The organism is Hyunsoonleella rubra (assembly GCF_042684665.1).
Classification (GTDB): Bacteria; Bacteroidota; Bacteroidia; order Flavobacteriales; family Flavobacteriaceae; genus Jejuia; species Jejuia rubra.
Genome location: NZ_JBHULY010000027.1, coordinates 17,186 through 33,527 on the forward strand (window position 1 = coordinate 17,186; position 16,342 = coordinate 33,527).

Below are 16,342 nucleotides of genomic sequence, written 5' to 3' on the forward strand. Positions count from 1 at the left end.
TTATTTGGATTGGGTCACCAATCCAGGATCATCGAGCAAAGCGAGATAATCCAAAAAAACCAAGCAAGTTTTAGGCTTGCAAAACGCGGGAGTAGCTCAGTTGGTAGAGCGTCAGCCTTCCAAGCTGAATGTCGCCGGTTCGAACCCGGTCTCCCGCTCAAACAAACTGAGTTATTAGCTAATAGGTAAAAAGTGAATCGTTGAAAAACTTTGAACTTTAAACTTTGAACTTGGAACTAAAAATCGCCGGTGTAGCTCAGGGGTAGAGCGTTTCCTTGGTAAGGAAGAGGTCACGGGTTCAAATCCCGTCATTGGCTCAAAAAAAATTGAATACACTAATATTATTATATAACTAAGATTTAAATTATTTAAAACATGGCAAAGGCAACTTTTGATCGTTCAAAACCACACTTAAATATTGGTACTATTGGACACGTAGATCACGGTAAAACAACTTTAACTGCTGCTATTACTAAAGTATTAGCTGATGCAGGTTTATCAGAAGCTAAGGATTTCGACCAAATCGATAACGCTCCAGAAGAAAAAGAAAGAGGTATTACAATTAATACATCTCACGTAGAATATCAAACAGCTAACCGTCACTATGCTCACGTTGACTGTCCAGGTCACGCGGATTACGTAAAGAACATGGTAACTGGTGCGGCTCAAATGGATGGTGCTATCTTGGTTGTTGCTGCAACTGATGGCCCAATGCCACAAACTCGTGAGCACATCCTTTTAGGACGTCAGGTAGGTATTCCTCGTATCGTTGTGTTCTTGAACAAAGTTGACATGGTGGATGATGATGAGCTTTTAGAGCTTGTTGATATGGAAGTTAGAGATTTGTTGAACTTCTACGAGTATGATGGTGATAACGGTCCTGTAATTTCAGGTTCTGCTTTAGGTGCACTTAACGGTGAGCAAAAGTGGGTTGATACTGTATTGGAATTAATGGAAGCTTGTGATACTTGGATTGAAGAGCCAGTACGTGATATGGACAAGCCTTTCTTGATGCCTATCGAAGACGTTTTCTCTATTACTGGTCGTGGTACTGTGGCAACTGGTCGTATCGAGACTGGTGTTGCTAACACTGGAGACCCTGTGGAAATCATCGGTATGGGTGCTGAGAAATTAACTTCTACTATTACTGGTATCGAGATGTTCCGTCAAATATTAGATAGAGGTGAAGCTGGAGATAACGCTGGTATTCTTTTAAGAGGTATTGAGAAAACGCAAATCTCAAGAGGTATGGTTATCACTAAGCCTGGTTCTGTAACACCACATAAAAAATTCAAAGCTGAGGTGTATATCCTTAAGAAAGAAGAAGGTGGTCGTCACACACCATTCCACAACAACTACCGTCCACAGTTCTACGTTCGTACAACTGACGTAACTGGAAACATTGCGCTTCCTGATGGAGTTGAGATGGTAATGCCTGGAGATAACTTAACGATTACTGTTGAGTTGATTCAACCAATTGCAATGAACGTAGGTTTACGTTTCGCTATCCGTGAAGGTGGTAGAACAGTTGGTGCTGGTCAGGTAACTGAGATTTTAGACTAAACACTAGTTTAATATAATATGACTCATAAGGTATCACGCCAAAGGCGTGATGCCTTTTGACTTATATTTACGGGTTTAGCTCATCCCGATAGCTATCGGGAGGTAGAGCACTAATCCAAACACGGGTTTAGCTCAGTTGGTAGAGCACAGGTCTCCAAAACCTGGTGTCGGGAGTTCGAGTCTCTCAACCCGTGCGAAGCAAAGGATTGCGAGCGAGAAGTTTATGCTGAGCGTAGTCGAAGTAAGTCTCTCAACCCGTGCTAAGAACATTTGGTATTTTTTACCTTGATAGATAAATCAGGTTAACTCCTGAAAAAAAGAAATAAAATGGCTGGAATCGTAACATACGTAAAAGAATCGTTTGAAGAACTAAAGAACCATGTGTCTTGGCCAACTTGGGCCGAAGCGCAGAATTTAACAGTTATCGTAGCTGTGTTCTCCATCATCTTTTCATTGGCTATTTGGGGAGTAGATACAGTTTTGAGCAAGGTTGTTACACTTTACTTTGATTGGATTAACGGATAAAAGCAAGCGGTATGTCTGAAGTAAGTGAAAAAAAATGGTACGTTGTTAGGGCTGTAAGCGGTCAGGAAAACAAAATCAAAACCTATATCGAGAATGAAATTGCTCGTTTGGGTATGCAGGATTATGTAGACCAAGTGTTGGTGCCGACTGAAAAAGTGATTCAAATTCGTAATGGAAAGAAAATTCAAAAGGAAAAAGTATTCTTTCCGGGATATATTATGATTCAAGCGAATTTGACAGGAGAAGTACCACATATTATAAAAGGCATAACTAACGTCATCGGTTTTTTAGGTGAAACTAAAGGAGGGGACCCTGTGCCATTAAGACAATCTGAAGTTAACAGAATGTTAGGTAAAGTGGACGAATTGGCTGAGGATGATAACATCCATGTGGCTATTCCATTCACAAAAGGCGAAACCGTAAAAGTAATCGATGGGCCATTCAATGGATTTGATGGTACTATCGAAAACATAAACGAAGAAAAGCGTAAGCTTGAGGTAATGGTTAAGATTTTCGGAAGAAAGACACCATTGGAATTAAGCTATATGCAGGTTGAGAAAATTTAATAATTGTTACATATATCAGATAAGTTTAGAGCTTCCAAAACTAAATCTTATTACATTTAAATTTTAAAACATGGCAAAAGAGTTAGGAAAAGTAGTTAAGCTACAAGTTAGGGGAGGTGTTGCGAATCCATCGCCACCGGTCGGACCCGCTCTAGGTGCTGCTGGTGTAAACATAATGGAGTTCTGTAAGCAATTTAATGCGAGGACCCAGGATAAACAAGGTAAAGTATTGCCTGTGGTTATCTCCGTTTACAAGGACAAGTCTTTCGATTTCGTAATCAAGACTCCACCAGCTGCAGTACAATTATTAGAAGCGGCCAAGGTGAAGAAAGGTTCGGGCGAACCAAACCGAAAAAAAGTAGCTAAAGTATCTTGGGACCAGGTAAAAGCCATAGCAGAGGACAAAATGCAAGATTTGAATGCATTTACTGTTGAATCTGCTATGAAAATGGTAGCTGGTACAGCAAGATCAATGGGAATCACTGTAACAGGGAAATTCCCTTCTTAATCTATAAAGACATTAGAAAATGGCAAGATTAACAAAAAAGCAAAAAGAGGCTTTAGCTAAAATTGAAAAAGGGAAGCTTTATTCTGTTGATGAAGCGTCTGCACTAATCAAAGAAATTACCAATACTAAATTTGATGCGTCTGTTGACTTAGCTGTGCGTTTAGGAGTTGATCCTCGTAAAGCAAATCAAATGGTGAGGGGTGTTGTATCACTTCCTCATGGTACTGGTAAAGACAAGAAAGTATTAGCATTAGTAACACCGGATAAGGAAGCCGAAGCTAAAGAAGCTGGAGCGGACTACGTTGGTTTGGACGAATACCTTGATAAAATCAAAGGCGGATGGACCGACGTGGATGTTATCATTACAATGCCTGCCGTTATGGGTAAATTGGGGCCTTTAGGACGTATCCTTGGACCTCGTGGTTTAATGCCAAACCCTAAAACAGGTACGGTAACTATGGATGTAGCCAAAGCAGTTAGCGAAGTAAAAGCTGGTAAAATCGACTTTAAAGTCGATAAAACTGGAATCGTTCACGCGGCTATAGGCAAGGCATCCTTCAGTGCTGATAAAATTGCGGGTAACGCAAATGAATTATTACAAACATTATTAAAGTTGAAACCAACTACTGCAAAGGGTACTTATGTGAAGAGTATTTTTATGTCTTCTACTATGAGTCCAAGCGTTGCTGTAGATCCTAAAATTGGTTAATCAGTTAAATACCTTTTATTATGACAAGAGAAGAAAAATCGCAAGTAATTCAAGACTTAACTGCACAATTAGCCGATAACACAAATATCTATTTAACTGATATTTCAGGATTGAATGCAGGGTCTACATCAGATTTACGTCGTGCTTGTTTTAAAGCCAACGTAAGCATGTCAGTAGTGAAAAATACATTACTTGAAAAAGCTATGGAAGCTTCAGACAAAGAGTTTGGTGAACTTCCATCGGTTTTAAAAGGGAATACTTCCGTAATGTATTCTGAAACTGGTAATGCACCAGCCAAAGTCATCAAAGCTTTCAGAAAGAAATCAGAAAGACCAGTATTAAAAGGGGCTTTCATCGAGGAAGCGATTTACATTGGTGATGAGCAATTGGATGCATTAGTAGACATTAAGTCTAAAGATGAGTTGATTGGAGAAATCGTAACGTTGCTTCAATCTCCTGCTAAAAATGTTATTTCTGCACTTAAATCAGGTGGAGGCACATTGGCGGGCATCATTAAAACATTATCCGAAAAAGAAGGATAATCTAACAAGTACGCACTTTTTACAATTATATTATTATTAAAACATTTTTAAAACGATAGAAAAAATGGCAGATTTAAAAGATTTCGCAGAACAATTGGTTAACTTAACTGTAAAAGAAGTTAATGAGTTAGCTACTATATTAAAAGATGAGTATGGTATCGAGCCTGCTGCAGCCGCTGTTGCTGTTGCTGCTGGTGGAGGTGCTGCCGGTGGTGGTGAAGCTGCTGAGGAAAAATCAGAATTTGATGTAATCCTTAAAGCTCCAGGTGGATCTAAATTGGCAGTTGTAAAATTAGTTAAGGAATTAACTGGTCTTGGTTTGAAAGAAGCTAAAGGATTAGTTGATGAGGCACCATCTCCAATCAAGGAAGGTGTTGCTAAAGACGAAGCTGAAGCTCTTAAAGCTCAATTAGAAGAAGCAGGAGCTGAGGTTGAGCTTAAGTAAGCTTAACTACTCAACAATACAAAGGTTTAGGCCGGTTCCGTAATACGCGGAACGTGGCCTAGACCATTTTGCGTCTATAAACATAGGCACAAAAAAATTGCTAAAACAGCCTTTTTAAGTAGGTGAAAAATTAGGCTGAATTACTAGTGTTTTTAAGCACTATCATCATATTTTTTAATCAAAATTCCGTCCATTGATGTTGTCAACACAAGCTGAAAGATTAAATTTCTCCTCTATTGTAAATAGAACGGAATATCCTGATTTTTTGGATATCCAGATTAAATCCTTCCAGGATTTTTTCCAACTTGAAACTAAATCTGAAGAGAGAGGTGATGAAGGGTTATACAATACCTTCATGGAGAACTTCCCAATTACAGATTCTCGTAATCAATTCGTTTTAGAATTTTTAGATTACTTCATCGACCCACCACGTTATGCTATTGAAGAGTGTATAGAAAGAGGGTTAACTTATTCTGTGCCATTAAAAGCACGCTTAAAATTATATTGTACCGATCCTGAGCATGAAGATTTTGAAACTATCGTTCAAGATGTTTATTTAGGAACTATTCCTTACATGACACCAAGTGGCACCTTTGTTATCAATGGTGCAGAGCGTGTGGTTGTATCTCAGTTACACCGTTCTCCAGGGGTTTTCTTTGGTCAGTCGTTCCATGCCAATGGTACAAAATTGTATTCAGCAAGGGTAATTCCATTCAAAGGCTCTTGGATTGAATTTGCTACGGATATCAATCAGGTAATGTATGCCTACATTGATAGAAAGAAAAAATTACCTGTAACTACCTTGTTCCGTGCGATTGGTTTCGAGCGTGATAAAGATATTTTAGAGATTTTCGATTTAGCCGAAGAGGTTAAGGTTTCTAAAACAGGTTTAAAGAAATATTTAGGGAGAAAGTTAGCGGCACGCGTATTGAACACATGGCACGAGGATTTTGTGGATGAAGATACAGGTGAAGTAGTATCTATCGAGCGTAACGAAATTGTATTGGATCGCGATACTATTTTAGATAAAGAGAATATTGAAGAAATTCTTGAAGCCGGTGTAAAAACGATCTTGTTACACAAAGAAGATCAGGATAAAGGCGATTATGCCATTATTCATAATACACTTCAAAAAGACCCAACAAACTCTGAAAAAGAGGCTGTTGAACATATCTATAGACAATTGCGTAATGCAGAACCGCCAGACGAGGAAACGGCGCGTGGTATCATAGATAAGTTATTCTTCTCGGACCAACGTTACTCTTTGGGTGAAGTAGGTCGTTACAGAATGAATAAAAAATTAGGTTTGGATATCGGAATGGACAAACAAGTTTTGACCAAGGAAGATATCATTACCATCATAAAATATTTAATTGAGTTGATTAACTCCAAAGCAGAGATTGATGATATCGATCACTTATCAAACCGTCGTGTACGTACAGTAGGTGAGCAGTTGTCGTCTCAGTTTGGTGTTGGTTTAGCGCGTATGGCACGTACCATTCGTGAGCGTATGAACGTTCGTGATAACGAGGTATTTACCCCGATCGATTTGATTAATGCGAAGACATTATCTTCCGTTATCAACTCATTCTTCGGAACAAACCAGTTATCTCAGTTTATGGATCAAACCAATCCGTTAGCGGAGATCACGCATAAACGTCGTTTATCCGCTTTAGGACCTGGAGGTTTATCACGTGAAAGAGCAGGTTTTGAGGTTCGTGACGTTCACTATACGCATTACGGTCGTTTATGTCCGATTGAAACACCTGAAGGACCAAACATTGGTTTGATTTCTTCACTGTCTGTTTTTGCTAAAGTGAATTCAATGGGATTCATTGAAACACCTTACCGAAAAGTTGAAAACGGTGTGGTTGACATCAAAAACGCACCAACTTATTTAAGTGCGGAGGAAGAGGAAGAAAAACTGATTGCTCAAGCTACTGTTGAAGTAGACGGTGATGGAAAAATTCAGCACGATAAGGTAATTGCGCGTATGGAAGGTGACTTCCCAGTGATTGATCCGAATGAGTTACATTACACTGACGTGGCACCTAACCAGATTTCATCAATTTCGGCTTCCTTGATTCCATTCTTGGAGCATGATGATGCAAACCGAGCATTGATGGGATCTAACATGATGCGTCAAGCGGTACCGTTATTAAGAGTGGATTCTCCAATAGTTGGGACAGGTTTAGAGCGTCAAGTAGCATCAGATTCCAGAGTATTGATTAATGCTGAAGGATCAGGTGAAGTACTTTATGTTGATGCTAATGAAATTAAAATTAGATACGATCGTACTGAAGACGAAGCTAAAGTAAGTTTTGATTCTGATATCAAATCGTATCCGTTAGTAAAATTCAGAAAAACTAACCAAGGTACTTCTATCAACTTAAAACCTATTGTTACAAAAGGTGATAAAGTATCTAAGGGTCAAGTATTGTGTGAAGGTTATGCTACTCAAAAAGGAGAATTGGCACTTGGTAGAAATATGAAAGTGGCCTTCATGCCTTGGAAAGGATATAACTTTGAGGATGCGATTGTAATTTCTGAAAAAGTGGTTCGTGAGGATATTTTCACGTCTATCCATATTGATGAATATTCTCTTGAAGTAAGAGATACAAAACTGGGTAACGAGGAGTTAACGAATGATATACCAAACGTTTCCGAAGAGGCTACTAAAGACTTGGACGAGCATGGTATGATTCGCGTTGGTGCCGAAGTGAAGCCTGGTGATATCTTAATCGGTAAGATTACGCCAAAAGGTGAATCTGACCCAACGCCGGAAGAGAAATTATTACGTGCCATTTTCGGTGATAAAGCTGGTGATGTAAAAGATGCATCATTAAAAGCGTCGCCTTCGTTGAATGGTGTTGTAATTGATAAGAAATTATTCGCCAGAGCGGTAAAAGATAAGCGTAAAAGAGCTCAGGATAAAGACGATATTTTAGCTCTTGAAGCACAATACGACAGAAAGTTTGATGAACTTAAAGATGTTTTAGTTGAAAAACTGTTTGCTATAGTAAACGGAAAAACAGCTCAGGGAATCTTTAATGATTTAGGTGAAGAAGTATTGCCAAAAGGTAAGAAGTTCACGCTTAAAATGTTAAACGCTGTTGATGATTATGCACACTTAGTGTCTGGTAAATGGACGACTGATGACCATACGAATCAATTAGTTTCTGAGTTAATTCACAACTATAAGATTAAGGAAAATGATTTGCAAGGAAACTTGCGTCGCGAGAAGTTTACCATTTCAGTTGGTGACGAATTACCAGCAGGTATCATCAAACTGGCTAAAGTTTACATCGCTAAGAAACGTAAACTTAAGGTTGGTGATAAAATGGCGGGACGTCACGGTAACAAAGGTATCGTGGCACGTATCGTTCGTCAGGAAGATATGCCATTCCTAGAAGATGGGACACCTGTAGATATCGTATTGAACCCACTTGGTGTACCTTCTCGTATGAACATCGGACAGATTTATGAAACTGTTTTGGGATGGGCCGGACAAAAATTGGGTCAAAAATATGCGACTCCAATTTTTGATGGTGCGAACATTGATCAAATCAATGCTTTAACTGATGAAGCTGGAATTCCAAGATACGGTCATACATATTTATATGATGGTGGAACTGGAGACCGTTTTGATCAGCCAGCGACTGTAGGTGTAATTTACATGTTGAAATTAGGTCACATGGTTGATGATAAAATGCACGCACGTTCTATTGGACCTTACTCATTAATTACGCAACAACCGCTTGGTGGTAAAGCACAATTTGGTGGTCAGCGTTTTGGTGAGATGGAAGTTTGGGCACTTGAGGCTTACGGCGCATCAAGTACTCTGCGTGAGATCTTAACTGTAAAATCTGATGACGTAATTGGTAGAGCCAAAACATACGAAAGTATCGTAAAAGGCGAACCAATGCCTGATCCTGGTTTACCAGAATCTTTCAACGTATTAATGCACGAATTGAAAGGTTTAGGATTAGACATCAGACTAGAGGAGTAAAACTTAAAGTTGGCAGTCGAAGTATGCAGTTTATAGCAACTGAATACTGAGACTGAGACTGAAAACTAAAAAAACATGGCAAGAAAACAAGATAAACATACAGTTAAGAGGTTTAACAAAATCTCAATTGGTTTAGCATCACCAGAGTCTATTTTAGCAGAATCTAGAGGTGAAGTCTTAAAACCAGAAACTATCAATTATCGAACTCACAAACCAGAACGTGATGGTTTGTTCTGTGAGCGTATTTTTGGTCCTGTAAAGGATTACGAATGTGCATGTGGAAAATATAAAAGAATTCGCTACAAAGGTATTGTTTGTGACCGTTGTGGTGTCGAAGTAACTGAAAAGAAAGTACGTCGTGATCGTGTAGGGCACATCAATTTAGTAGTACCTGTGGCGCATATATGGTACTTCCGTTCGTTGCCAAATAAAATAGGATATTTATTAGGTTTACCTTCCAAGAAATTGGATATGATTATTTACTACGAACGTTACGTGGTGATTCAACCTGGTGAGGCTAAAAATGAGGAAGGTGAGCCATTGCAAAAAATGGATTTCCTTACTGAAGAAGAGTACTTAAATATCCTTGAGGAACTTCCTCAAGAAAATCAATATTTAGAAGATTCAGACCCAAATAAGTTCATCGCTAAAATGGGTGCTGAGTGTTTAATCGATTTATTGGCGCGTATTGATTTAGAAGGATTGTCTTATGAATTACGTCACAAGGCGAATACTGAAACGTCTAAGCAACGTAAAACGGAGGCGTTAAAACGTTTGCAAGTTGTTGAGGCTTTAAGAGAGTCTAATAACAATCGTGAAAACAGACCGGAGTGGATGATTATGAAGGTAATTCCAATCATTCCGCCAGAATTACGTCCGTTAGTTCCGTTAGATGGTGGTCGTTTTGCAACGTCTGATTTGAATGATTTATACCGTCGTGTGATTATCCGTAACAACCGTTTGAAGCGTTTGGTTGAAATCAAAGCGCCTGAAGTAATTTTACGTAATGAAAAACGTATGTTACAGGAATCGGTGGATTCATTATTTGATAACACACGTAAGTCTTCAGCAGTAAAAACAGATTCTAACAGACCATTAAAATCCTTATCGGATTCTTTAAAAGGTAAGCAAGGACGTTTCCGTCAAAACCTTTTAGGTAAGCGTGTTGATTATTCTGCGCGTTCTGTAATTGTTGTTGGTCCGGAATTAAAATTATTCGAATGTGGATTGCCAAAGAACATGGCGGCTGAATTATACAAGCCTTTCGTGATTAGAAAATTAATCGAAAGAGGTATTGTAAAAACAGTAAAATCTGCAAAGAAAATTATAGATAAAAGAGAGCCAGTGGTTTGGGATATCTTGGAAAACGTCCTTAAAGGGCATCCGGTATTACTAAACCGTGCGCCTACATTACACCGTTTAGGTATTCAAGCCTTCCAGCCTAAGTTGATTGAAGGTAAAGCGATCCAGTTGCACCCGTTAGTTTGTACCGCATTTAACGCGGATTTCGACGGTGACCAAATGGCGGTACATTTACCATTAGGGCCAGAGGCGATTTTGGAATGTCAATTATTAATGTTGGCATCACATAATATCTTAAACCCTGCAAATGGTTCACCTGTTACCGTACCTTCACAGGATATGGTACTTGGTTTGTATTATATGACCAAAGAGCGGAAGTCTACGCCGGAATTACCGATTAAAGGTGAAGGGTTGACTTTCTATTCTCCAGAAGAAGTAGAAATTGCATTCAATGAAAAGAAAGTGGGTTTGAATGCAGGAATCAAGGTAAGAACCATCGACATTAATAAAGATGGTAAATTAGATAGAATGATTGTCGAGACTACTGTAGGTCGTGTTCTTTTTAACCAACATGTACCTCAAGCTGCTGGATATATCAATCAGGTATTGACGAAAAAATCCTTAAGGGATATTATTGGTCAAATCCTTAAAGTAACATCCGTTCCAGAAACAGCAGAATTCTTGGATGCCATTAGAACTTTAGGATTTAATTTTGCATTCCAAGGTGGTCTGTCGTTCAGCTTGGGAGATATTATTATCCCACCAGAAAAGCAAGGTATGATTGATGCTGCCAATAAGCAGGTGGACGGTATTATGGGCAACTATAATATGGGATTGATTACCAACAACGAACGTTATAATCAGGTAATTGATATTTGGACATCGACAAATGCGGAATTAACTGAGTTATCCATGAAGCGTATCCGTGAGGATCAACAAGGATTCAACTCTGTGTATATGATGTTGGATTCCGGGGCTCGTGGTTCTAAGGAGCAAATTCGTCAGTTGACCGGTATGCGTGGTTTGATGGCCAAGCCTAAAAAATCTAATGCAGGTGGAGGTGAGATTATTGAAAACCCAATTCTTTCTAACTTTAAGGAAGGGCTTTCAATTTTGGAATACTTTATTTCTACTCACGGTGCACGTAAAGGTCTGGCAGATACGGCACTTAAAACTGCTGATGCGGGTTACTTAACACGTCGTTTGGTGGATGTATCTCAGGATGTTATTATTAATATAGAAGATTGTGGTACGTTAAGAGGGGTTGAAGTAGCGCCCTTGAAGAAAAATGATGAGGTTGTTGAAACTTTGGAAGAACGTATCGTTGGCCGTGTGGCATTAAACGATACATACGATCCTCAAACCGATGAATTATTAGTTGCTGCAGGGCAGTTAATTGATGACGATATCGCTAAGGCTATCGAAGATTCTCCAATCGAGACCTTGGAAGTACGTTCTCCATTAAGTTGTGAGGCTACTAAAGGTATCTGTGCGAAGTGTTACGGACGTAACCTTGCGACTGGTAAGATGGTACAAAGAGGTGAAGCTGTTGGTGTTGTCGCTGCGCAATCTATTGGTGAGCCAGGTACTCAGTTGACATTACGTACTTTCCACGTGGGCGGTATTGCAGGTAACATTTCTGAGGATAACAAATTGGCAGTGAAGTTCGACGGAATTGCTGAGATCGAAGATTTGAAAACTGTAAAAGGTGAAGATAGCGAAGGTAATATAGCGGATATCGTAATTTCCAGAACGTCTGAAATCAAACTTGTAGATAAGAAAACAGGAATCACTTTAAGTACAAACAACATTCCTTACGGTTCCATCATTTTTGTTAAAAATGGTCAGGAATTGAAGAAAGGTGATGTGGTATGTCAGTGGGACCCATATAATGGTGTGATTATTTCAGAATTTGCCGGTAAGGTTAAATATGAAAACATCGAGCAAGGTGTGACATACCAAGTTGAAATTGATGAACAGACAGGATTCCAAGAAAAAGTAATTTCTGAATCTAGAAATAAAAAGTTGATACCAACACTTCATATTGAAGATGGAAAAGGTGAAACTATACGTTCATACAACTTACCAGTTGGTGCTCACTTGATGATTGATGATGGCGAGAAAATTAAAGTGGGTAAAATCTTGGTAAAAATACCACGTAAATCTGCCAAAGCTGGCGATATTACGGGTGGTTTGCCACGTGTAACTGAGCTATTCGAAGCACGTAACCCTTCAAACCCTGCTGTAGTTAGTGAAATTGATGGTGTTGTGTCTTTCGGAAAAATCAAACGTGGAAACCGCGAAATTATCGTAGAATCTAAGTTAGGTGAGATTAAGAAATACTTAGTTAAACTCTCTAATCAAATCCTTGTTCAGGAGAATGATTATGTAAAAGCAGGTATGCCTTTATCAGATGGTTCTATCACCCCAAACGATATCTTGAATATCAAAGGGCCTTCTGCGGTACAGCAATATTTAGTGAACGAAGTACAAGAGGTTTACCGTTTACAAGGGGTGAAAATTAACGATAAGCACTTCGAAGTTGTTGTAAGACAGATGATGCGTAAAGTAAGAATCATTGATTCTGGTGATACCATCTTCCTAGAAGATCAATTGGCGCATAAAGATGATTTCATTAAAGAAAATGATGAAATTTTCGGAATGAAGGTAGTAGAAGATGCTGGAGAGTCCACCAACTTAAAAGCGGGTCAAATTGTTTCGCCTCGTGATTTAAGGGATGAGAATTCTATCTTAAGAAGGGAGGACAAAAAACTTGTGGAAGCAAGGGATGCCAAGCCTGCAACGGCGGCACCTATTCTACAAGGTATTACAAGAGCCTCGCTTCAAACCAAATCATTTATTTCTGCGGCCTCCTTCCAGGAAACCACAAAAGTATTGAATGAAGCTGCGGTTGCCGGTAAAGTGGATTCTTTAGAAGGATTGAAGGAAAACGTTATTGTTGGACATAGAATTCCAGCAGGTACGGGTATGAGAAATTATACGGACATCATCGTTGGTTCTAAAGAAGAATTTGACGAAATGATGCAGGTGAAGCAGGAAATGAACTTTAATTAAATGAGACTCTGGCTTCACAAATCTTAGACGCAGTGAAATCTGTAAGTCGAATTTACACTGAGCGTAGTCGAAGTGTCTCATAAAAACAAAGGCCTTCAATCTAGATAGTATTGAAGGCTTTTTTTATTAAAACAATATATTATTATGGCAGACGAAAAAGACAATCAAAAACAAGGTCAAATCAATATTGAACTGGATGAAAAAGTTGCTGAAGGCACGTATTCCAACTTAGCCATCATCAATCATTCGGTCTCAGAATTTGTAGTGGATTTTGTTAATATTATGCCCGGAGTACCAAAAAATAAGGTAAAATCCAGAATTATATTAACACCCCAGCATGCAAAGCGTCTATTGAAAGCGCTAGGAGATAACGTGGCAAGGTTTGAAAATGCCCACGGGGAGATAAAAGACTATGAACAACCTCCAATTCCGTTAAATTTCGGCCCAACTGGTCAAGCTTAAAAACATAAAAAAATCCTTTGAACCATGTTCAAAGGATTTTTTGTTTCAATTCGGAATTTAATTATATAGCTTGTTTGTGGTTCTTTTTATAATACTGCAAGGCTCCAGATGGGCATTGTTTGATTTGTTTGATAATTTCGTCGGTTTTGCCCTCGTCTAAATTTACCCAAGGGATGATTGTATCACTAAATACATGAGACAATCCTCGGGCACAAGTTTTTGAAAGTGTACATAGACAAGGGTCATAGGTTACCGTAATATCCTTGTTGCTAAATTCTTTAGATTCTATTTCCATGGTGTCATCAATTTGGGGTTGATTTCTAAGATACAATTTATAAAGAGTTGATTTTTAAGTCCTAAAAATTCGTTCAATCGCGCAAAAAAATATGTCAAATACGCTTTTTCCGATGAAATACATACGGATTTTATTCAAATTCAGAAGTAAAGTGGAATGTGATACTTGGGTATTTTTGCTGGGTCATTTGGAGCGAAAAGGCCGAATCCGCCAAAAACACCAATTGGTTTTGCTTGTCCTTGGCCAAAAACCGTTGTTTCACCCTTAAAAACTCTTCAAATTCTTCAATTTTTTCATCTTCCGGATCTACCCAACATGCTTTGTGCACATTCAAGTTTTCGTAGGTGCATTTTGCCCCATATTCATGTTCCAATCGGTATTGAATGACTTCATATTGAAGTGCTCCAACCGTGCCAATAACCTTTCTGCCATTTAATTCTAAAGTAAACAATTGGGCTACACCTTCATCCATCAACTGGTCAATACCCTTGTATAACTGCTTTGATTTCAATGGGTCAGCGTTGTTGATGTACCTGAAATGTTCAGGTGAAAAACTAGGAATGCCCTTATAGTTCAATACTTCACCTTCGGTTAGCGTATCTCCTATTTTGAAATTTCCCGTATCTTGAAGTCCAACGATATCACCGGGATAGGAAACGTCTACAATTTCCTTTTTTTCAGCAAAAAATGCATTCGGGCTAGAAAATTTCACCTTTTTATTGTGCCTAACGTGCAAATAAGGTGTATTGCGTTTAAACTCCCCAGAAACAATTTTCACGAAAGCCAACCTGTTTCGGTGATTGGGATCCATATTGGCGTGTATCTTAAACACAAAACCGCTGAATTTGTCCTCATTAGGTTTTACCAAACGCTCCTCACTATTTTTGGGTCTGGGTTTTGGGGCAATTTCAACAAAACAGTCCAATAATTCCCGAACACCGAAATTGTTTAGGGCCGAACCAAAAAATACCGGTTGCAGATTACCTTCTAAATAGGCATCTTTATCAAATTGTGGATAAATACCCTCCACTAATTCTATTTCTTCGCGCAGTGTATTAGCAGAAGATTCACCAACCAATTCGTCCAATTCAGGGGAGGATAAATCCGAAATTTCGATAGTTTCCTCAATATCTTTTCGGCTATCGCCACTAAACAAATTGATGTTTTTCTCCCAAAGGTTGTAAATCCCTTTAAATTCATAACCCATTCCGATAGGAAAACTCAAAGGAGTGACTTTCAAACCCAACTTTTGCTCAACTTCATCTAACAAATCAAAAGCATCCTTTCCTTCTCTATCCAATTTGTTGATGAAAACAATCATGGGAATATTACGCATACGGCACACTTCAACTAGTTTTTCCGTTTGTTCCTCAACCCCTTTGGCTACATCAATTACAACTATTACGCTGTCAACAGCAGTAAGGGTTCTAAAAGTGTCTTCAGCAAAATCCTTGTGTCCAGGTGTATCCAGAATATTGATTTTGATACCGTCGTATTCAAAAGCAAGTACGGAAGTCGCAACGGAAATACCCCGTTGGCGCTCAATTTCCATAAAATCACTGGTGGCTCCTTTTTTAATTTTATTGCTTTTTACGGCGCCTGCCTCTTGAATTGCACCACCAAAAAGCAGCAGTTTTTCCGTTAAAGTAGTCTTACCCGCATCTGGATGGGAAATAATTCCGAAGGTACGTCTGCGCTCAATTTCCTTAATAAAAGACATAAAAATAAATTTCGGCAAAGATAAATTTTAAAAGGCATTCTGCTGCACATAGTCACTTATCTTTTTGATATGTGAATGTACTTGATTTATTGATTTTTTTTAAGTTTTACTGTTTTAAATCAAATTCGCGTACTCATTGCGTAGTTATGCACAGCACTTAGACGGCAATAATTTTAATAATTTGCAGAAAAGCATATTTTACAAACTAACTTATGAATTTAATTATTCTGCAACTATTCGCATGTTTGTTAACAAATGTTAATTTTACAAAAAATACTCTCAAATATCCACTGTACAGTCTCTCAATATAAGTAATCTCATTTTTTTTACATCCAAGTTGAAAGTTGAATTGAAAACTAAAGCATAGCTCAACACTATTATGGCAAATCTTTACCAAACGAAAAACAAATATTTTAAGTTACTCCTTTTAATTGGCCTTTTTTTAGGACCATTAACTGTTTTTTCTCAAGCAACACCAACATTTGGTGGAACTCAAGGACCAACACTGCTTTCGGGAACTTTAAATCAGCAAGGCTCTCGTTATTTATATACTGACTTAAGTTTGATTCTCTGTAAATTTGGATACTAACCAGAAAGAACAAAAGAGAGAATTAAGGTTAT

The 16,342-nt window shown here is 38.5% G+C and carries 13 protein-coding genes and 3 tRNA genes; 14 read left to right on the forward strand and 2 right to left on the reverse strand.

The annotated features are described in order from the left end of the window. Positions 1–85 precede the first annotated feature (85 nt). The 13 genes from ACFSR8_RS12445 to ACFSR8_RS12505 all read left to right on the forward strand — a co-directional run bounded on the left by ACFSR8_RS12445 (position 86) and on the right by ACFSR8_RS12505 (position 13,706). Positions 86–158: transfer RNA gene (locus tag ACFSR8_RS12445), tRNA-Gly, on the forward strand. A gap of 87 nt (positions 159–245) precedes the next feature. Next, a tRNA-Thr gene (locus tag ACFSR8_RS12450) sits at positions 246–317 on the forward strand. A 58-nt stretch (positions 318–375) separates the two neighbouring features. Next, positions 376–1,563 carry an elongation factor Tu gene (tuf, locus tag ACFSR8_RS12455; protein ID WP_380292514.1) on the forward strand — a complete coding sequence of 396 codons (1,188 nt, stop codon included), beginning with the start codon at positions 376–378 and terminating at the stop codon, positions 1,561–1,563. Between the two features lie 121 nt (positions 1,564–1,684). Next, positions 1,685–1,757, forward strand: a tRNA-Trp gene (locus tag ACFSR8_RS12460). 133 nt (positions 1,758–1,890) lie between these two features. Then, complete coding sequence (gene secE / locus ACFSR8_RS12465) at positions 1,891–2,088, forward strand: preprotein translocase subunit SecE (RefSeq protein ID WP_186558956.1); 198 nt, start codon at positions 1,891–1,893, stop codon at positions 2,086–2,088. A gap of 11 nt (positions 2,089–2,099) precedes the next feature. Then, a complete protein-coding gene (gene nusG / locus ACFSR8_RS12470; protein WP_186558964.1) occupies positions 2,100–2,654 on the forward strand; it encodes a transcription termination/antitermination protein NusG in 555 nt (184 codons plus the stop codon). A gap of 70 nt (positions 2,655–2,724) precedes the next feature. Further along, on the forward strand, positions 2,725–3,162 hold the full coding sequence (rplK, locus tag ACFSR8_RS12475) for a 50S ribosomal protein L11 (protein ID WP_186558966.1): 438 nt from the start codon (positions 2,725–2,727) through the stop codon (positions 3,160–3,162). A 19-nt stretch (positions 3,163–3,181) separates the two neighbouring features. Further along, a complete protein-coding gene (gene rplA / locus ACFSR8_RS12480; RefSeq protein ID WP_186558968.1) occupies positions 3,182–3,871 on the forward strand; it encodes a 50S ribosomal protein L1 in 690 nt (229 codons plus the stop codon). Between the two features lie 20 nt (positions 3,872–3,891). Then, positions 3,892–4,413 (forward strand): 50S ribosomal protein L10, encoded by a 522-nt coding sequence (gene rplJ, locus ACFSR8_RS12485; protein WP_380292517.1) that lies wholly within the window; start codon positions 3,892–3,894, stop codon positions 4,411–4,413. A gap of 64 nt (positions 4,414–4,477) precedes the next feature. Beyond that, positions 4,478–4,858: a 50S ribosomal protein L7/L12 gene (gene rplL, locus ACFSR8_RS12490; RefSeq protein ID WP_380292519.1), complete on the forward strand. Its 381-nt coding sequence runs from the start codon at positions 4,478–4,480 to the stop codon at positions 4,856–4,858. A 196-nt stretch (positions 4,859–5,054) separates the two neighbouring features. After that, positions 5,055–8,867 (forward strand): DNA-directed RNA polymerase subunit beta, encoded by a 3,813-nt coding sequence (gene rpoB, locus ACFSR8_RS12495; protein WP_380292521.1) that lies wholly within the window; start codon positions 5,055–5,057, stop codon positions 8,865–8,867. A 75-nt stretch (positions 8,868–8,942) separates the two neighbouring features. After that, positions 8,943–13,244 (forward strand): DNA-directed RNA polymerase subunit beta', encoded by a 4,302-nt coding sequence (rpoC, locus tag ACFSR8_RS12500; RefSeq protein ID WP_380292523.1) that lies wholly within the window; start codon positions 8,943–8,945, stop codon positions 13,242–13,244. A 144-nt stretch (positions 13,245–13,388) separates the two neighbouring features. Continuing rightward, entirely contained in the window at positions 13,389–13,706 is a 318-nt protein-coding gene (locus ACFSR8_RS12505) for a DUF3467 domain-containing protein (protein WP_130938142.1), read from the forward strand. 61 nt (positions 13,707–13,767) lie between these two features. Here ACFSR8_RS12505 and ACFSR8_RS12510 read toward each other — a convergent pair whose 3' ends face one another. Beyond that, the gene (locus ACFSR8_RS12510) at positions 13,768–14,001 is read right to left on the reverse strand and encodes a (4Fe-4S)-binding protein (protein WP_380292525.1); all 234 of its coding nucleotides are present in this window, start codon (positions 13,999–14,001) and stop codon (positions 13,768–13,770) included. A gap of 130 nt (positions 14,002–14,131) precedes the next feature. Further along, complete coding sequence (locus tag ACFSR8_RS12515; protein ID WP_380292527.1) at positions 14,132–15,721, reverse strand: peptide chain release factor 3; 1,590 nt, start codon at positions 15,719–15,721, stop codon at positions 14,132–14,134. Between the two features lie 379 nt (positions 15,722–16,100). Here ACFSR8_RS12515 and ACFSR8_RS12520 point away from each other — a divergent pair, with 379 nt between their 5' ends. Next, positions 16,101–16,310 (forward strand): hypothetical protein, encoded by a 210-nt coding sequence (locus tag ACFSR8_RS12520; protein WP_380292529.1) that lies wholly within the window; start codon positions 16,101–16,103, stop codon positions 16,308–16,310. Positions 16,311–16,342 lie beyond the last annotated feature (32 nt).